General features: G+C 72.9%; 18 protein-coding genes. 13 read left to right on the top strand and 5 right to left on the bottom strand.

Going from position 1 to position 15,990, the window contains the following annotated elements; genetic code table 11:
• A partial coding sequence (locus Sya03_RS22505; protein ID WP_203940351.1) for a winged helix DNA-binding protein occupies positions 1-205 on the bottom strand: 205 nt, incomplete at its 3' end.
• A gap of 233 nt (positions 206-438) precedes the next feature.
• Positions 439-2,715, bottom strand: coding sequence for an ATP-binding cassette domain-containing protein (locus Sya03_RS22500; protein ID WP_203940350.1), 2,277 nt, complete (start codon positions 2,713-2,715; stop codon positions 439-441).
• A 53-nt stretch (positions 2,716-2,768) separates the two neighbouring features.
• Between Sya03_RS22500 and Sya03_RS22495 the strand changes: the two genes are divergently transcribed.
• Complete coding sequence (locus Sya03_RS22495) at positions 2,769-3,293, top strand: HIT family protein (RefSeq protein WP_203940349.1); 525 nt, start codon at positions 2,769-2,771, stop codon at positions 3,291-3,293.
• A gap of 18 nt (positions 3,294-3,311) precedes the next feature.
• Here the strand turns inward: Sya03_RS22495 and Sya03_RS22490 are convergent, their stop codons facing one another.
• Positions 3,312-5,471, bottom strand: a complete 2,160-nt coding sequence (locus Sya03_RS22490; protein ID WP_203940348.1) for an elongation factor G-like protein EF-G2 — start codon at positions 5,469-5,471, stop codon at positions 3,312-3,314.
• A 168-nt stretch (positions 5,472-5,639) separates the two neighbouring features.
• On the opposite strand from Sya03_RS22490, the gene pgsA reads away from it, so the two are divergent.
• From pgsA to Sya03_RS22455, 7 genes are all read left to right on the top strand, one after another.
• Complete coding sequence (gene pgsA / locus Sya03_RS22485) at positions 5,640-6,263, top strand: phosphatidylinositol phosphate synthase (protein ID WP_203940347.1); 624 nt, start codon at positions 5,640-5,642, stop codon at positions 6,261-6,263.
• Positions 6,260-7,201, top strand: a complete 942-nt coding sequence (locus Sya03_RS22480) for a phosphatidylinositol mannoside acyltransferase (RefSeq protein WP_203940346.1) — start codon at positions 6,260-6,262, stop codon at positions 7,199-7,201. The genes pgsA and Sya03_RS22480 overlap by 4 nt, the downstream gene beginning before the upstream one ends.
• 8 nt (positions 7,202-7,209) lie before the next feature.
• On the top strand, positions 7,210-8,349 hold the full coding sequence (locus Sya03_RS22475) for a glycosyltransferase family 4 protein (RefSeq protein ID WP_203940345.1): 1,140 nt from the start codon (positions 7,210-7,212) through the stop codon (positions 8,347-8,349).
• Positions 8,350-8,393: 44 nt separating this feature from the next.
• Complete coding sequence (locus Sya03_RS22470) at positions 8,394-8,909, top strand: hypothetical protein (RefSeq protein ID WP_203940344.1); 516 nt, start codon at positions 8,394-8,396, stop codon at positions 8,907-8,909.
• A gap of 135 nt (positions 8,910-9,044) precedes the next feature.
• Complete coding sequence (pdxS, locus tag Sya03_RS22465; protein ID WP_203940343.1) at positions 9,045-9,962, top strand: pyridoxal 5'-phosphate synthase lyase subunit PdxS; 918 nt, start codon at positions 9,045-9,047, stop codon at positions 9,960-9,962.
• The gene (gene pdxT / locus Sya03_RS22460) at positions 9,959-10,561 is read left to right on the top strand and encodes a pyridoxal 5'-phosphate synthase glutaminase subunit PdxT (protein WP_239107766.1); all 603 of its coding nucleotides are present in this window, start codon (positions 9,959-9,961) and stop codon (positions 10,559-10,561) included. Before pdxS ends, pdxT begins: the two co-directional genes overlap by 4 nt.
• Before the next feature lie 21 nt (positions 10,562-10,582).
• Entirely contained in the window at positions 10,583-11,332 is a 750-nt protein-coding gene (locus Sya03_RS22455) for a YebC/PmpR family DNA-binding transcriptional regulator (protein WP_203940342.1), read from the top strand.
• 3 nt (positions 11,333-11,335) lie between these two features.
• Here the strand turns inward: Sya03_RS22455 and Sya03_RS22450 are convergent, their stop codons facing one another.
• Positions 11,336-11,830 carry a hypothetical protein gene (locus Sya03_RS22450; protein ID WP_203940341.1) on the bottom strand — a complete coding sequence of 165 codons (495 nt, stop codon included), beginning with the start codon at positions 11,828-11,830 and terminating at the stop codon, positions 11,336-11,338.
• A 65-nt stretch (positions 11,831-11,895) separates the two neighbouring features.
• On the opposite strand from Sya03_RS22450, the gene Sya03_RS22445 reads away from it, so the two are divergent.
• The 3 genes from Sya03_RS22445 to ruvC all read left to right on the top strand — a co-directional run bounded on the left by Sya03_RS22445 (position 11,896) and on the right by ruvC (position 13,602).
• Positions 11,896-12,267, top strand: coding sequence for an MmcQ/YjbR family DNA-binding protein (locus Sya03_RS22445; protein WP_203940340.1), 372 nt, complete (start codon positions 11,896-11,898; stop codon positions 12,265-12,267).
• A gap of 310 nt (positions 12,268-12,577) precedes the next feature.
• A complete protein-coding gene (locus tag Sya03_RS22440; RefSeq protein ID WP_203940339.1) occupies positions 12,578-12,952 on the top strand; it encodes a hypothetical protein in 375 nt (124 codons plus the stop codon).
• 128 nt (positions 12,953-13,080) lie between these two features.
• On the top strand, positions 13,081-13,602 hold the full coding sequence (gene ruvC, locus Sya03_RS22435; RefSeq protein WP_203940365.1) for a crossover junction endodeoxyribonuclease RuvC: 522 nt from the start codon (positions 13,081-13,083) through the stop codon (positions 13,600-13,602).
• Positions 13,603-13,678: 76 nt separating this feature from the next.
• Here the strand turns inward: ruvC and Sya03_RS31625 are convergent, their stop codons facing one another.
• A complete protein-coding gene (locus tag Sya03_RS31625) occupies positions 13,679-13,813 on the bottom strand; it encodes a hypothetical protein (protein WP_275411472.1) in 135 nt (44 codons plus the stop codon).
• Between the two features lie 470 nt (positions 13,814-14,283).
• Here Sya03_RS31625 and ruvA point away from each other — a divergent pair, with 470 nt between their 5' ends.
• Positions 14,284-14,889, top strand: a complete 606-nt coding sequence (gene ruvA, locus Sya03_RS22430) for a Holliday junction branch migration protein RuvA (RefSeq protein ID WP_203940338.1) — start codon at positions 14,284-14,286, stop codon at positions 14,887-14,889.
• A complete protein-coding gene (gene ruvB, locus Sya03_RS22425; protein ID WP_203940337.1) occupies positions 14,886-15,932 on the top strand; it encodes a Holliday junction branch migration DNA helicase RuvB in 1,047 nt (348 codons plus the stop codon). Before ruvA ends, ruvB begins: the two co-directional genes overlap by 4 nt.
• Positions 15,933-15,990: the final 58 nt, after the last annotated feature.

Here is a 15,990-nt window from a genome sequence, read left to right as displayed (position 1 = left end):
GGGGGGGGGGGGGGGGGGGGAGCCGGTCGGCGACGGCGGGGACCGTGGCGGGGCCGTGCTCGGCGAGGACCTCCAGCACGGCGCGCATGCCGACGCTCAGGCCCCGCGGTCGCAGGGCCGCCTCGACCATCCGGGCGGAGTTGAGCACCAGGGGGCGCACCTGCCGCAGGACGCCGTACAGGGCGGATCCGCGGTCGGCCGACATGACAACGATGATGTCCCGTGGCGAGGCGCGGGTCCACCGCCGAGAGGGGCCCTGCTGAACCGGTTGGCGCGGCTGCCGGCCGCCTCGACGTGGAGCCGGCGGTGCGCGACCGCATCCGGGCGCTGCGGATCGGGCTGCCCGACGACCCGCGCCCGAGCAGGTGGACACCTGGATCGAGCTGGCCGGGCGAGTGCAGGACGCGGTGTGGGCCGTCACCGGGCCGGCGCCCGGGGTCAGCCGCCCAGGTACTGCCTGAGGTGCTGGGCGGTCAGGGTGCGGCCGTCGGCGACCAGGTCGGCCGGGGTGCCGGTGAAGACGACCTCGCCGCCGTCGTGGCCGCCGCCCGGTCCCATGTCGACGATCCAGTCGGCGTGCGCCATGACGGCCTGGTGGTGCTCGATGACGACGACCGTGTTGCCGTCGTCGACGAGGCGGTCGAGCAGGGCGAGCAGCTGGTCGACGTCGGCCAGGTGCAGGCCGGAGGTCGGCTCGTCGAGGACGTACGTGGTGGCCTTCTCCGCCATGTGGATGGCGAGCTTGAGGCGCTGGCGCTCGCCGCCGGACAGGGTGGTCAGCGGCTGGCCGAGGCTCAGGTACGACAGCCCGACGTCGGCCATCCGGTCCACGATGGCCCGGGCCGGGCCGGACGGGAAGTAGTCCTGGGCCTCGGCGACGCTCATGGCGAGCACCTCGCTGATGTTCTTGCCGCGCAGCGTGTAGGTGAGCACCTCGGGCAGGAACCGCTTGCCTTCGCACTCCTCGCAGACGGTGGCGACGCCGGCCATCATCGCCAGGTCGGTGTAGACGAGCCCGATGCCCTTGCAGTTGGGGCAGGCGCCCTCGGAGTTGGCGCTGAACAGGGCGGGCTTGACCTTGTTGGCCTTGGCGAACGCGGCGCGCACCGGGTCGAGCAGGCCGGAGTAGGTGGCGGGGTTGCTGCGCCGGGAGCCGCGGATGGCGGACTGGTCGACCACGGTGACGTCGCCGGTGCGGGGCAGGTGGCCGTGGATCAGGGAGCTCTTGCCGGACCCGGCGACGCCGGTGACGACGGTGAGCACGCCGAGCGGGATGTCGACGTCCACCTTCTTCAGGTTGTGGGTGGTGGCGCCGCGGATGGCGAGGTGGCCGGTGGGGGTGCGCAGCGGGGACCGCAGCGTGACCCGGTGGTCGAGGTGCCGGCCGGTGAGGGTGCCGGAGGCGCGCAGGCCGGGCACGTCGCCGGTGAAGCAGACGGTGCCGCCGGCGGCGCCCGCGCCGGGACCGAGGTCGACGACGTGGTCGGCGATCGCGATGGTCTCCGGCTTGTGCTCGACGACCAGCACGGTGTTGCCCTTGTCGCGCAGCCGCAGCAGCAGGTCGTTCATGCGGGCGATGTCGTGCGGGTGCAGGCCGACGGTGGGCTCGTCGAAGACGTACGTGACGTCGGTGAGGCTGGAGCCGAGGTGCCGCACCATCTTGACGCGCTGGGCCTCGCCGCCGGACAGGGTGCCGGACTCCCGGTCGAGGCTGAGGTAGCCCAGGCCGATCTCGGTCAGCGAGTCGAGCGTCTCACGCAGCCCGGCCAGCAGCGGGGCGACGCCGGCGCCGTCGAGTTCGGTGAGCCAGCGGGCCAGGTCGCTGATCTGCATCGCGGAGCACTCGGCGATGCTGCGGCCGTTGACCTTCGACGCCAGCGCCGCCTCGTTGAGCCGGGTGCCGCCGCACGCGGCGCAGGTGGCGAACGTGGCGACCCGGTCGATGAACGCCCGGATGTGCGGCTGCGCCGACTCGCGGTCCTTCGACAGGTACATGCGCTGCACCTTCACGACGAGCCCCTCGTACGTCGTGTTGATGCCGTTGATCTTGACCTTGGTGGCGGGACGGTGCAGGAAGTCCTCCCACTCCTGCGCGGTGAACTGCTCCAGCGGCGTGTCGGGGGAGAAGTAGCCGGACTCGGCGAACCCCTTGACGTACCAGCCGTCCACGCTGAAGTTGGGCACCTGGATCGCGCCCTCGTTGATCGACTTGGTGCGGTCGAGCATCGCGTCGGCGTCGATCGTGGACACCTTGCCGAGGCCCTCGCAGGCCGGGCACATGCCCTCGGGCAGGTTGAAGCTGAACGCGCCCGAGCCGCCGGCGTGCGGCTCGCCGAGCCGGCTGAAGACGATCCGCAGCATCGCGTACGCGTCGGTGGCGGTGCCGACGGTCGACCGGGCGTTGGCGCCCATCCGCTCCTGGTCGACGATGATCGCCGCCGACAGGTTGCGCAGCGCGTCGACGTCCGGGCGGCCCATGCTCGGCATGAACGACTGCAGGAACGCCGTGTACGTCTCGTTGATCAGCCGCCGGGACTCGGCCGCGATCGTGCCGAACACCAGCGACGACTTGCCCGACCCGGACAGCCCGGTGAACACCGTCAGGCGCCGCTTGGGGATGTCCAGCGACACGTCCCTGAGGTTGTTCTCGCGGGCGCCCCGCACCTCGATCACGTCGTGGCTGTCGGCGGGGTGGCGGGCCGGGTTCGCAGTCATGCCGGGATCCTAGAAGCCGATGCGGACAGTTTCGGGCACCTAGACTTCTCCCCATGGGTGAGACAGGGGAGCCGGACGGCCTGGAACGGCTGTGGACGCCGCACCGGATGACGTACATCTCGGGCCAGGACCGGCCCGACGAGGGGTACGAGAAGCCGTCGGGCTGCCCGTTCTGCCTCGCGCCGGACGCCGACGAGCTGATCGTCGCGCGCGGCGAGCACGTGTTCGCGGTGCTGAACCTGTACCCGTACAACCCGGGGCACCTGCTGGTGTGCCCGTACCGGCACGTCGCCGACTACACCGACCTGACCGAGGCGGAGACGGCCGAGGTGGCGGCGTTCACCCGCCGCGCGATGCGGGTGATCCGGGCGGTGAGCAGCCCGCACGGGTTCAACCTCGGCATGAACCAGGGCGCGGTGGCCGGCGCCGGCATCGCCGCCCACCTGCACCAGCACGTGGTGCCCCGGTGGGGCGGCGACGCCAACTTCATGCCGGTCGTGGGCCGCACCAAGGTGCTGCCGCAGCTGCTGGCCGACACCCGGGTGATGCTCGCCAAGGCGTGGGGCGAGGCGGCGTAGCCGCGGTCTACCCGCGGCCTAGCGGGCGGCGTGCTCCTTGCGGGCCGCCTCCGCCAAGTGCGCCGGCATCGGCTCGTGCCGGGCGAACGCGCGCCGGAACGAGCCCGACCCGGACGTCATCGCGCGCAGCTCGACGGCGTAGCGGACCAGCTCGGTGGCGGGCACCTCCGCGCGGACCAGGGTGCGGCCCTCGGAGTCGGGGTCGGCCTCGGTGCCGAGCACCCGGCCGCGGCGGCCCGACAGGTCGCTCATCACGGCGCCGACGTGCTCGTCGCTGACCCGCACGGTGATGTCGTCGACCGGTTCGAGCAGGGTGACCTGGCCGTTCTCGGCGGCGTCGCGCAGCGCCAGCGCGCCCGCGGTCTGGAACGCCGCGTCGGAGGAGTCGACACTGTGCGCCTTGCCGTCGACGAGCGTCACCCGCAGGTCCACGACGGGGTGCCCGGCGACGATGCCGCGTTCCATCTGGGCCCGCACGCCCTTCTCCACGCTGGGGATGTAGTTGTGCGGGACGGCGCCGCCGACGACCTTGTCGACGAACTCGAAGCCGGCGCCGCGCGGCAGCGGCTCGACCTGGATGTGGCAGACGGCGTACTGGCCGTGCCCGCCGGACTGCTTGACGTGCCGGCCGTGGCCCTTGGCGGTGGTGCCGAACGACTCGCGCAGCGACACCCGCACGGGCTCGGTGTCCAGCTCGACGCCGCCGGAGCGCAGCCGGTCCAGCACCACGTCGGCGTGCGACTCGCCCATGCACCACAGCACCAGCTGGTGGGTCTCGGCGTTGCGCTCCAGCCGCAGGGTCGGGTCGCCGGCGACGAGCTTGGCGAGGTTCTTGGCCAGCGCGTCCTCGTCGGAGCGGGCCTTGGCGACGATGGCGATGGGCAGCAGCGGCTCCGGCATCTGCCAGGGCTCCATCAGCAGCGGGTCGTCCTTGGCGGAGATCGTGTCACCGGTCTCGGCGCTGCCGCTCTTGGTGATCGCGCAGATGTCGCCGGCCACGCACACCGGCACCTCGCGCAGGGCGGCGCCCAGCGGGGAGTAGACGTGCGCGACCCGCTCGTCGGCGTCGTGGTCGGGGTGGCCGCGCTCGGCCATGCCGTGCCCGGAGACGTGCACCGCGGTCTCGGGGCGCAGCGTCCCGGAGAACACGCGCACCAGCGAGACCCGGCCGACGTGCCGGTCGATCGTCGTCTTGACCACCTCGGCGACCAGCGGACCGGCCGGGTCGCAGGTCAGCGGCGGCCGCGGCGAGCCGTCGACGCCGGTGACGCCGGGCAGGTCGTGCTCGCCGGGCGTGGGGAAGCCCGCGACGAGGCCGTCGAGCACCGCGTCCAGGCCGACGCCGGTGGCCGCGCACACCGGGATGACGGGGTAGAAGTGCCCGCGCGCCACCGCCTTCTCCAGGTCGGTGATGAGCAGCTGCGGGTCGATCACCTCGCCGCCCAGGTAGCGGTCCATGAGGGTCTCGTCCTCGCTCTCGGCGATGATCCCCTCGATGAGGATGTTGCGGGCCTCCTGGATCGGCGGCAGGTGCTCGGGCTCCGGGTCGCGCACGTCGGCCGGGTGGCCGTCGGAGTAGTCGTACACGCGCTGGGTGATGAGCCCCATCAGGCCGGCCACGGACTGCCCGTCGTCGCCGAGCATCGGCAGGTACAGCGGCAGCACGTTGTCGCCGAACGCGTCCTGGCACAGCTCCAGCGCCTCGTCGAAGTCGGCGCGCGGGTGGTCGAGCCGGGTGACGACGACGCCGCGGGGCATGCCGACGTGGGCGCACTCCTCCCACAGGGCGGCGGTGGCGGCGTCCATGCCGTCCACGGCGGACACCACGAACATGGCGGCGTCGGCGGCGCGCAGCCCGGCCCGCAGCTCGCCGACGAAGTCCGCGTACCCGGGGGTGTCCAGCAGGTTGATCTTGACGTCCTGGTGCACCAGCGGGGCGCACGACAGGCTCACGGAGCGCTGCTGGCGGATCGCGGCGGGGTCGTTGTCGGTGACCGTGGTGCCGTCGGTCACGGCGCCGGCCCGGGGGATCGTGCCCGACGCGGCGAGCAGCGCCTCGACGAGCGTGGTCTTCCCGGCGCCGGAGTGCCCGACCACCACCACGTTGCGAACCCTGCCGGGTTCCGTCACCACCGGCGCGCCGCCGGTGACCCCCTTCTCCTGCGTCTTCTGCGCCATGGGGCGCACCTCCCGAGATCGTCGCGGTGGCTCGTGGTGGACCGGCGCGACGGCGGCAAGGCGGCGTCGCCCTCGCTGTCTGAAATCCCACACCCGAACGTGTCGCCGCCGCAACCCCCGGTAGTGGCCGTACCGTGGCCACCTCCGCGCCGTTAAGGTGGACCCGCCATGGCAAAGATCTTCAACGTGACCGCCCGCGCGGTGCTGTCGCACGTCATCGACCCCACCGCCCGGATGCTGCTCCGCGCCGGCGTCACGCCGAACGCGGTCACCGTAGCGGGCACCGTCGGCGTGCTCGTCGGCGCACTCGGCTTCGGTGCCCGCGGCCACCTCATGACCGGTCTGGTGATCGTCACGCTGTCGGCGCTGACCGACATGCTCGACGGCACGATGGCGCGCATGCGGGGCGGTTCCACGAAGTTCGGCGCCCTGCTCGACTCGAGCATGGACCGCATCGCCGACGGCGCGGTGTTCGGCGCGGTCACCTTCTGGCTCGCCACCGAGGGCAACCCGTGGGGCGGGGTCGTCGCCGGGCTGCTGTGCCTGGTCAGCGGCCAGACCGTGTCGTACGTGAAGGCCCGCGCCGAGGGCCTCGGCCTGAACGCCGACGTCGGCATCGCCGAGCGCTCCGAGCGGCTCATCATCGTCGGCATCGGCGGTGTGCTGCACACCGTCTTCCCCGGCGACTGGGGCCTGCCCGCCGCGCTGTGGGTGCTCGCCGCGCTGTCGGTGTTCACCGTGTGGCAGCGCATGCGCCACGCCTACCTCGACGACCGGGCGGCGAACGCATGAGAGACCGGCTGACCGACCTGGGCTACGCGGCCGCGTGGCGCCTGGTGCGCGCGCTGCCGCTGCCGCTGGCCCGGGCCGCCTTCTTCGCCGCCGCCGACCGGGCCGCCGCCGGCCGCGGGCCGGGCGCCCAGCGGCTCGAACGCAACCTGGCCCGGGTCGCGCCGCCCGGCGCCGACCTCGCCGCGCTGACCCGCGCCGGGCTGCGCAGCTACGCCCGGTACTGGCTGCAGGCGTTCCGGCTGCCGTCGACCACCGCCGAGCAGCGGCGCACCGGCTTCGTGCTGGTGAACGCCGACGTGCTCGCCGCCGCCGTCGCGGACGGCCGCGGCGTCGTGGTGGCGCTGCCGCACGCCGGCAACTGGGACGCCGCCGGCGCCTGGGTCGCCGCCCAGGGCTGGGGCATCACCACCGTCGCCGAACGGCTCAAACCCGCCGCCCTGTTCGACCGGTTCGTCGCGTTCCGCGAGTCGCTGGGCATGGAGATCCTGCCGCTCACCGGCGCCGCCCGGCCGCCGCTCGACGTGCTCGCCGAGCGCCTCGGCCAGGGCCACGTGGTGCCGCTGCTGGCCGACCGCGACCTGTCGTCGCGCGGCGTGGAGGTCGTCTTCCTCGGCGGGCGCACCCGGATGCCGCCCGGTCCGGCGCTGCTGGCCCTGCGCACCGGCGCCCCGCTGTTCGCCGTCGACATGTGGTTCGAGGGCGAGGTGCCGCACGCGGCGCTGCGCGGGCCCATCGCCGTGCCCGGGCCGGACGAGGGGCCGCTCGACCAGCGGGCCCGGCTGGTCACCCAGCGGGTCGCCGACGCGCTCGCCGCCGGCATCGCCGCGCACCCCGAGGACTGGCACATGCTGCAGAAGGTGTGGCTCACCTCCGGCGCCGAACCGGCCGGGGCCGCACCGGCCGCCGCCGAGCCGCCCGCCCCGGTCGCGGCGCTCTGAGGGACGCCATGCGCATCGGCATCGTCTGCCCGTACTCGTTCGACGTGCCCGGCGGCGTGCAGAACCACGTCATGGACCTCGCCGAGGCGCTGATCGGCCTCGGCCACGAGGTCAGCGTGCTGGCCCCCGCCGACGAGGACGCCCCGCTGCCCGCGTACGTGGTGCCCGCCGGGCGGGCGGTGCCGCTGCCGTACAACGGGTCGGTGGCCCGGATCGCGTTCGGCCCGGTCTCCACCGCCCGGGTGCGGCGCTGGCTGGCCCGCGGCGGGTTCGACGTGCTGCACGTGCACGAGCCGCTGACGCTGAGCCTGTCGATGCTGGCCGTGCTCAGCTCGCGCGGCCCGGTCGTGGCCACCTTCCACACCGCGATGACCCGCTCGCGGGCGCTGTCGGCCGCCCAGGGCCTGCTCCAGCTCGTGCTGGAGAAGATCACCGCCCGCATCGCGGTCAGCGCCCTGGCCCGCCGGGTCCAGGTCGAGCACCTCGACGGCGGCGCGGTGGAGATCCCCAACGGCGTGGCCGTCGCCAAGTTCGCCGACGCCGAGCCGCTGGAGCGCCCGGCGGGGGAGACCATCGGCTTCCTCGGCCGGTTCACCGAGCCGCGCAAGGGCTTCGCGCTGCTGCGGCAGGCGTTCGTCACCCTCGCCCCGCACCGGCCCGGCCTGCGGCTGCTCGTCGCCGGCCCCGGCGACCCCGACGAGCTGTTCACCCCCGTCCCGCCGGAGCTGCGCGACCGGATCACGCACCTCGGCCTGGTCAGCGAGGCCGACAAGGCGCGGATGCTGCGCAGCGTCGACGTGTACGTCGCGCCGAACACCGGCGGCGAGTCGTTCGGCATGATCCTCACCGAGGCGATGGCCGCCGGGGCGCCGATCGTCGCCAGCGACCTCGACGCGTTCCGCCGGGTCCTCGACGGCGGCCGGGCCGGTGAGCTGTTCCCCACCGGCGACGCCGAGGCGCTGACCCGCACCCTGGCCGCCCTGCTCGACGACCCCGACCGGCGGCGTGAGCTGGCCGCCTGCGCGCGGGAGGCGGTGGCCGCGTTCGACTGGCCGGCGGTGGCCGATCGGGTCGTCGAGGTGTACATGACCGCCATCGAGGCCGCCGACGGGCGCGTCTTCGAGACCGAGTGGGCCGAACCACGGTGACGGCGACGCCGTTCTGAAACGCGCGACCCCTACCATGACTCGTCATGTGGTGGGTGGTGGGTGCGTCGGCGCTGGTCGCGCTGCTGTCGGCGTACGTCGTGTGGACGGCGCGCCGGGTGGTGCGCCTGCACGTGCGCGCCGAGGCGGCCGCCCGCGCCCTCGACGCGCACCTGCTGCGCCGGGCCGCCGCGGCCGCCGTCGTGGCCGAGGCCGGCAACCTCGTCGAGCTGTACGCGGCCGCCCGCATCGCGCTCGACGCCGGCCCCGACGAGCGGGAGGCCGCCGAGAACGACCTGACCCGCCAGCTGCGCGCCGTCGTCCCCGACCTCACGCTCATCGCGACCAGCCGCCGCGTCGCGCTGGCCAAGCAGGTGCACACCGACCTCGTCCGCGACGCCCTCAACGCCCGCAACCGGCGGCTGGTGCGGCTGTTCCGGATGGCCCGCCGGCACCCGCGCCCCGCGTACTTCGACATCGTCGAGCCCACGCTCGCGGCGGCCCCCGCGGTGCCCGCCCCGGCGCTGCCGCGGGAGCGCACGCCCGCCCTCGACCGCAGCTGAGCCCGGTGGCCCCGATCCGGCTGTGAAGCGGGCCACGGAGCAGGCCACCCGGGGGTGAATTGGCCGTCGGACGGCCCCGGTGGCGGGCGTAAGCTCACCGGTGATCAGGCCCCAGCCGTGAGGAGCGCGAAGACCGTGAGCGAGCACCCGACCCCCGCCGCCACCCCCGACACCGGCACCGGGACGGCGCGCGTCAAGCGCGGCATGGCGGAGATGCTCAAGGGCGGCGTGATCATGGACGTCGTCAACGCCGAGCAGGCCAAGATCGCCGAGGACGCCGGCGCCGTCGCCGTCATGGCCCTCGAGCGGGTCCCCGCCGACATCCGCGCCCAGGGCGGCGTCTCCCGGATGAGCGACCCCGACATGATCGACAGCATCATCGCGGCCGTGTCGATCCCGGTCATGGCCAAGGCCCGCATCGGGCACTTCGTCGAGGCGCAGGTGCTCCAGTCGCTCGGCGTCGACTACATCGACGAGTCCGAGGTGCTCACCCCGGCCGACTACGCCAACCACATCGACAAGTGGGCGTTCACCGTGCCGTTCGTCTGCGGCGCCACCAACCTCGGCGAGGCCCTGCGCCGCATCACCGAGGGCGCGGCGATGATCCGCTCCAAGGGCGAGGCCGGCACCGGCGACGTCTCCAACGCCACCACCCACATGCGCACCATCCGCGGCGAGATCCGCCGCCTCACCTCGCTGCCGGAGGACGAGCTGTACGTCGCCGCCAAGGAGCTGCAGGCGCCGTACGAGCTCGTCAAGGAGGTCGCCGCCAACGGCAAGCTGCCCGTCGTCATGTTCACCGCGGGCGGCATCGCCACCCCGGCCGACGCGGCGATGATGATGCAGCTCGGCGCCGAGGGCGTGTTCGTCGGCTCCGGCATCTTCAAGTCCGGCAACCCGGCCCAGCGCGCCAACGCGATCGTCAAGGCCACCACGTTCCACGACGACCCCGACGTCATCGCGAAGGTGTCCCGCGGCCTGGGCGAGGCCATGGTCGGCATCAACGTCGACGACATCCCGGTGCCGCACCGTCTCGCGGAGCGCGGCTGGTGACCACGATCGGCGTCCTCGCCCTGCAGGGCGACGTCCGGGAACACCTCGGCGCCCTCGCCGAGTGCGACGTGCTCGCCCGGCCGGTGCGCCGGCCGGCCGAGCTCGACGACGTCGACGCGCTCGTCGTGCCCGGCGGGGAGTCCACCGCGATCAGCAAGCTGGCCGTCACGTTCGAGCTGCTCGACCCGATCCGCAAGCGGATCGCCGAGGGCATGCCGGCGTACGGCTCCTGCGCAGGCATGATCATGCTGGCGTCCGAGGTGCTCGACGGCCGCCCCGACCAGCAGACCTTCGGCGGCATCGACATGACGGTGCGGCGCAACGCGTTCGGCCGGCAGGTCGACTCGTTCGAGGACACCGTCGACTTCGACGGCGACAGCCTGCCCGCCGTGTTCATCCGCGCCCCGTGGGTGGAGCGGACCGGGCCCGGCGTGCGGGTGATGGGCCGCGTCACCGGCGGTCCGGCCGCCGGTAGGATTGTCGCGGTCCGGCAGGGCAACCTGCTGGCCACGGCCTTCCACCCCGAGCTGACCGGCGACCTGCGTGTGCACCGGCACTTCGTGGACCTGGTACGGCAGGCTGACGTCGACGCACGGTAGGCAGCGCAACGGAGGTACCTCATGTCCGGCCACTCCAAGTGGGCGACGACCAAGCACAAGAAGGCCGTCATCGACGCCAAGCGGGGCAAGAGCTTCGCCAAGCTGATCAAGAACATCGAGGTCGCCGCGCGCACCGGCGGCGGCGACCCGGCCGGCAACCCGACGCTCTACGACGCCATCCAGAAGGCGAAGAAGAACTCCGTACCGAACGACAACATCGACCGCGCCGTCAAGCGCGGCGCCGGCCTCGAGGCCGGCGGCGCCGACTGGCAGACGATCATGTACGAGGGGTACGGCCCGAACGGCGTCGCGATGCTCATCGAGTGCCTCACGGACAACCGCAACCGCGCCGCCACCGAGGTGCGCACCGCGCTGACCCGCAACGGCGGCTCGCTGGCCGACGCCGGCAGCGTCAACTACCTGTTCTCCCGCAAGGGCATCGTGATCGTGCCCAAGAGCGGCCTCACCGAGGACGACCTGCTGCTCGCCGTCCTCGACGCGGGCGCGGAGGACGTCAACGACCTCGGCGACACCTTCGAGGTCGTCAGCGAGCCCACCGACCTCGTCGCCGTGCGCACCGCGCTGCAGGAGGCCGGCATCGACTACGACTCGGCCGAGTCGTCGCTCATCCCCAGCATGCAGATCGAGCTGGACGAGGACGGCGCGCGCAAGCTGTCGAAGCTCATCGACGTCCTCGACGACTGCGACGACGTGCAGAACGTCTACGACAACAGCAGCGTCTCCGACGAGATCATGGCCGCGATCGACTGACCATCACGCCGGCGGCCCGGGCAGCATCTCCGCGATGACCAGCACGGCGATCAGCACCGCTGCCACTGTCCGGGCCAGCCGGCGCCAGCGCCACCGCCGGTACGCGCAGCACCACGCGATGCCCGCCTCGGCCACCGGCTGCGCGGACGGCCGCGCGGTCGGCGCCAGCAGCCCCGCCTTGCGCAGCGCCACGCTGACGAACCGCACCGGCGACGGCCGTCCCTCGTGGACCGGCCGCACGTCCACCTCGTAGATCTGCTCCTCGCGCCACCGCTTCGCCCGGCGGGCCAGCGAGCGCTCCAGGATGGCGTCCGCCCGGCGCCGCTGCCACCGCCAGTGCAGCGCCACGTCCGTGAACGCCGCGGGGTACACCTCGTCGGCGTACCGCTCGCCCCCGGTCAGCCGCGCCGCCTCGGCGCGCGCGGCACCGAACCGCCGGACGACGAACGCCACGTAGTCCGCCGGCGGTTCGGGCTGCATCTCCCTCGACAGCACCACGCGAACCTCCGGCCTCCATCGTCGCGCATGTTTCACGACAGCGCCGCCGGTCAAAGCTGTCTCCCATGTCGACCGCCGAGGTCTACCTGGACCGCATCTCGGACATCTGCGGCGAACTGCCCGAGACGTCCGCCACCGGCTCGCCGCACCCCACCTACACGGTGCGCGGCCGCGCCTTCGCCTGGTTCCTCGACGACCACCACGGCGACGGCCGCCTCGCCGTGGCCGTCGCCCCCGGGCCGGGCTGGCAGCAGAAGCTCGTCGCCCGCGGCCCCGAGCGCTACTACGTGCCACGGCAGGCGGCCGGGCGCGGCTGGGTCGCCCTGCGCCTCGACCGGCCCGGCGTCGACTGGGCCGAGGTCGGCGAACTGCTGCGGCGGGCGTACCGGGCCGCCGCCCCGGAACACCTCGCGGCACAGGTGCGCGTGTCGGCGTGAGCGCGGTCCGCCATCTTCGGCTGTAGGGAGATGCGTCGGGCGCCAGCGGTCGGCACCTGTGAGCCGATCTGGCGCGCAGGCATACGCGTCCTCATCGGGCCGGCGTGATGGCTATGTCGTGCCGTGGGCCGATCGTTCGTCTACCGCTGGACCATTCCCAGCGCCCAACCCCCGAGATGATCGTCATGAGGCATAGGTCACTCGCAGAAGACGGAGACGGGGCAGCGGGGCAAGCGCTGGTTCGCTAAGTTCTTCGCGTTCACATCCATCGATGTCAAGTTCGACGTCAAGTGACCACGGGGAGAGTTTGTTGCGCAAGGCAATCAAGTCGAAGATCGCGCAGGGCATGCTGGCGCTGGGCTGCGCGTCCGGCCTCGTGCTCGCGGCGGGGGCGCCGGCCATGGCCATTCCTGGCCCGCCCTGGCACGCGTACGAGGGTAGCGACTACGCCGTCGTCCTGGCCGGCAAGCGGTACGTCGGTGTCTGCGACATGGAACGGGACGGCAACGGCGTGTACGGCCAGTTCTGGCTGCACGGGGGCACCGACTGGAGTCCTCGCATCAGCGACCCGAATGGGTCTGCCGGTGGCTGCGGCAACCATACGTTCCCGGCTGACGTCCGGTACTTCAAGATCTGCGAGAAGGACGCCGGCGAGCCCACCTGCCGGACCGAGTTCGTCGACTAGCCGACGGTTCGTTGCTGTTGACGTGCCACCCGTCCCGGCCACGGGTGGCACGGGCACTCGAGCGTGTCGTGTCACTCGCGTGCCTGGGGCTGACTATCGTGTCGAACACGCGTACGTCGGGGGGGTTCATGAGGGTGTTGGGCGTCGATCCAGGCCTTACCCGGTGCGGCGTCGGCGTCGTCGAGGGTGTGCCCGGCCGTCCCTGCACGCTCATCGCCTACTACGTCATCTACTCCGAGCCCGACGATGAGCTGGATTATCGGCTGCTGCACCTCGACCGGTCGCTCACCGAACTGATCGAGGAGCACAAGCCCGACAGCGTCGCCGTCGAGCGCGTCTTCAGCCAGCACAACACCCAGACGGTCATCGGGACCGCCCAGGCCAGCGGTGTCGCCGTTCTCGCCGGGGCGCGCGCCGGGCTGGGCGTCACCACGTATACCCCCAGCGAGGTCAAGGCCGCCGTCACCGGCTCGGGCACTGCCGGCAAGGCGCAGGTCACCGCCATGGTCACCCGCCTGCTCAAGCTCGACGCACCCCCGAAGCCTGCCGACGCTGCCGACGCTCTGGCGCTCGCCATCTGCCACGTCTGGCGCGGCGGCACCCGCGCGCGCATCGCAGCGGCCGCGGCCTCGCGGCGCACGCGCTCATGACGGGATCGCACGCTTTCCTGTGACGCGAGAAGGGCAGAGCATCCGAGGGATGGCCCTGCCCTTCACTCGGGTCCTGTCAGCAGCGCTTCCAGGTCGCACTGTGGTTCGCGCCGGTGACCCACCAGGTGGGGTCGTAGTAGTGGTGACCCACGTTGCCCGGCGGGATGGCGATGCAGTCGGAGTCGGAGGCATTGTTGACGTCGATCTTCACGTAGTCGTTCTCGGAACCGCTGCAGTTGTGCCAGGTGCCGGCCACCGAACCCGCGTGGAATGCCGTCGCCGAACCCTTGCCGACGGTGACCGAGCCACACCGCGTGAACGTTGTACGGCCAGCGCGGGCGACGCGACCGCAGGGACACTGCCTAGAACGATGGCGGCGCCGAAGGCGATGGAAAACTTACGATGCTTCTGCATTGAGAATGTTCCTCCCCGTTGACCCGTTTGTCGTGCTCGGTAACGAGCTACGCCACGACGGGTTGAGGCAAGAGATATCGACGTGTGTCACTTCTCACGCGTGCTCGGTGCCCACGCGCGTCCGTGCCGCGTGTCGAATCCAGGCCGGCCGGGTCGACGTACTAGGGTGGTCGAACACACGTGCGGACGATCGGGCGGTTCCAGGTCGGCCTGTAAGCAGGCTTCGACACCCAGTCGGCACGCCGTGGCTCACTACCGGAGGGGTCGATGATCGCCAGCGTCCGCGGCCGGGTCGTCGCCGTCGCGCCCGACAGCGCCGTGCTCGAGGTGGGCGGGGTCGGCATGGCCGTGCAGTGCTCGCCCGGCACGCTCGCCGGGCTCCGCACCGGCGAGGAGGCCCGGCTGGCCACCAGCCTGGTCGTCCGCGAGGACTCGCTGACCCTGTACGGCTTCGCCGACGACGACGAGAAGCAGCTGTTCGAGCTGCTCCAGACCGCCAGCGGCGTCGGCCCCCGGCTCGCCCAGGCCGTCCTCGCCGTGCACACCCCCGACGCGGTGCGCCGCGCCGTCGCCGGCGGCGACCTGGCCGCGCTGACCCGGGTGCCCGGCATCGGCAAGAAGGGCGCCGAGCGCCTCGTCCTGGAACTGCGCGACCGCATCGGCCCCGTCGCGGTCGGCCCCGACGGCAACGCGGGCGTGGTCACCGGCGCCTGGCAGGAGCAGGTGCGCCAGGGCCTGATCGGGCTCGGCTGGAGCGCCGCCCAGGCCGACCAGGCCGTCGCCGCCGTCGCCGAGACCGTCGACGGCGCCGTCCCGCCGCCCGTGCCGGTGCTGCTCAAGCACGCCATCCGCCTGCTCGGGAAGACCCGGTGACCGACGACCACGTCGTCTCGGCGTATGTGACGGACGCGGAACTGGACGCCGAGGCCAGCGTCCGCCCCCGCCGGCTGGCCGAGTTCATCGCCCAGCACCGCGTCCGCGACCAGCTCGACCTGCTGCTCAAGGGCGCGATGGGCCGCGGCACCCCGCCCGACCACATCCTGCTGTCCGGCCCGCCCGGCCTCGGGAAGACCACCCTGGCGAACATCGTCGCGTCCGAGCTGAACGCCGGCATCCGCACCACCAGCGGCCCGGCGATCGAGCGGTCCGGCGACCTGGCCGCCATCCTGACCAGCCTCGCCGAGGGCGACGTGCTGTTCATCGACGAGATCCACCGCATCGCCAAGCCCGCCGAGGAACTGCTGTACAGCGCCATGGAGGACTTCCGCGTCGACGTCGTCGTCGGCAAGGGGCCCGGCGCCACCGCCATCCCGCTGGACGTCGAGCCGTTCACGCTGGTCGGGGCTACCACCCGGTCCGGCCTGCTCACCGGGCCGATGCGCGACCGGTTCGGGTTCGTCGCGCACCTCGACTTCTACGCGCCCGCCGACCTGCACCTGCTGCTGCAGCGCTCCGCGCGCATCCTCGGCGTGCCCATCACGGAGGACGGCGCGGCGGAGATCGCCGGCCGCTCGCGGGGCACGCCCCGCATCGCGAACCGGCTGCTGCGCCGGGTCCGCGACTTCGCCGAGGTGCGCGGGTCCGGCGTCGTCGACCAGGCCACGGCCCGGGCGGCACTGAAGGTGTACGACGTCGACGAGCGCGGCCTCGACCGGCTCGACCGGGCGGTGCTGACGGCGCTGGTGGACTCGTTCCGGGGCGGGCCGGTGGGGCTGTCGACGCTGGCCGTGGCGGTGGGGGAGCAGTCCGACACCGTCGAGGAGGTGTGCGAGCCGTTCCTGGTGCGGGCCGGACTGCTCGCGCGCACCCCGCGCGGGCGGGTCGCCACCGAGGCCGGCTGGCGGCACCTGGGGCGCACACCGCCCGAGACCGTCGTCCAGCAGCCCGACCTGTTCTCCCGGGGTGTCGATTCGTGACGTCCCCGTGATCCGTGCCGCTGTGAGTGCTCCCAGGTGAAGGGACTAGACTCGCCGC

It is taken from the genome of Spirilliplanes yamanashiensis (genome assembly GCF_016863475.1).
Taxonomy (GTDB): Bacteria; Actinomycetota; Actinomycetes; order Mycobacteriales; family Micromonosporaceae; genus Spirilliplanes; species Spirilliplanes yamanashiensis.
The sequence above is the reverse complement of the archived record's forward strand: the minus strand, read 5'-3'. Positions and strand labels throughout refer to the sequence as shown.

Excerpts from the sequence above, each read along its gene's own strand:
- Sya03_RS22500 (WP_203940350.1), bottom strand. The coding sequence starts at position 2,715 with ATGACTGCGAACCCGGCCCGCCACCCCGCCGACAGCCACGACGTGATC.
- Sya03_RS22495 (WP_203940349.1), top strand. The coding sequence starts at position 2,769 with ATGGGTGAGACAGGGGAGCCGGACGGCCTGGAACGGCTGTGGACGCCG.
- Sya03_RS22490 (WP_203940348.1), bottom strand. The coding sequence starts at position 5,471 with ATGGCGCAGAAGACGCAGGAGAAGGGGGTCACCGGCGGCGCGCCGGTG.
- pgsA (WP_203940347.1), top strand. The coding sequence starts at position 5,640 with ATGGCAAAGATCTTCAACGTGACCGCCCGCGCGGTGCTGTCGCACGTC.
- Sya03_RS22480 (WP_203940346.1), top strand. The coding sequence starts at position 6,260 with ATGAGAGACCGGCTGACCGACCTGGGCTACGCGGCCGCGTGGCGCCTG.
- Sya03_RS22475 (WP_203940345.1), top strand. The coding sequence starts at position 7,210 with ATGCGCATCGGCATCGTCTGCCCGTACTCGTTCGACGTGCCCGGCGGC.
- Sya03_RS22470 (WP_203940344.1), top strand. The coding sequence starts at position 8,394 with ATGTGGTGGGTGGTGGGTGCGTCGGCGCTGGTCGCGCTGCTGTCGGCG.
- Sya03_RS22455 (WP_203940342.1), top strand. The coding sequence starts at position 10,583 with ATGTCCGGCCACTCCAAGTGGGCGACGACCAAGCACAAGAAGGCCGTC.
- Sya03_RS22445 (WP_203940340.1), top strand. The coding sequence starts at position 11,896 with ATGTCGACCGCCGAGGTCTACCTGGACCGCATCTCGGACATCTGCGGC.
- ruvC (WP_203940365.1), top strand. The coding sequence starts at position 13,081 with ATGAGGGTGTTGGGCGTCGATCCAGGCCTTACCCGGTGCGGCGTCGGC.
- ruvA (WP_203940338.1), top strand. The coding sequence starts at position 14,284 with ATGATCGCCAGCGTCCGCGGCCGGGTCGTCGCCGTCGCGCCCGACAGC.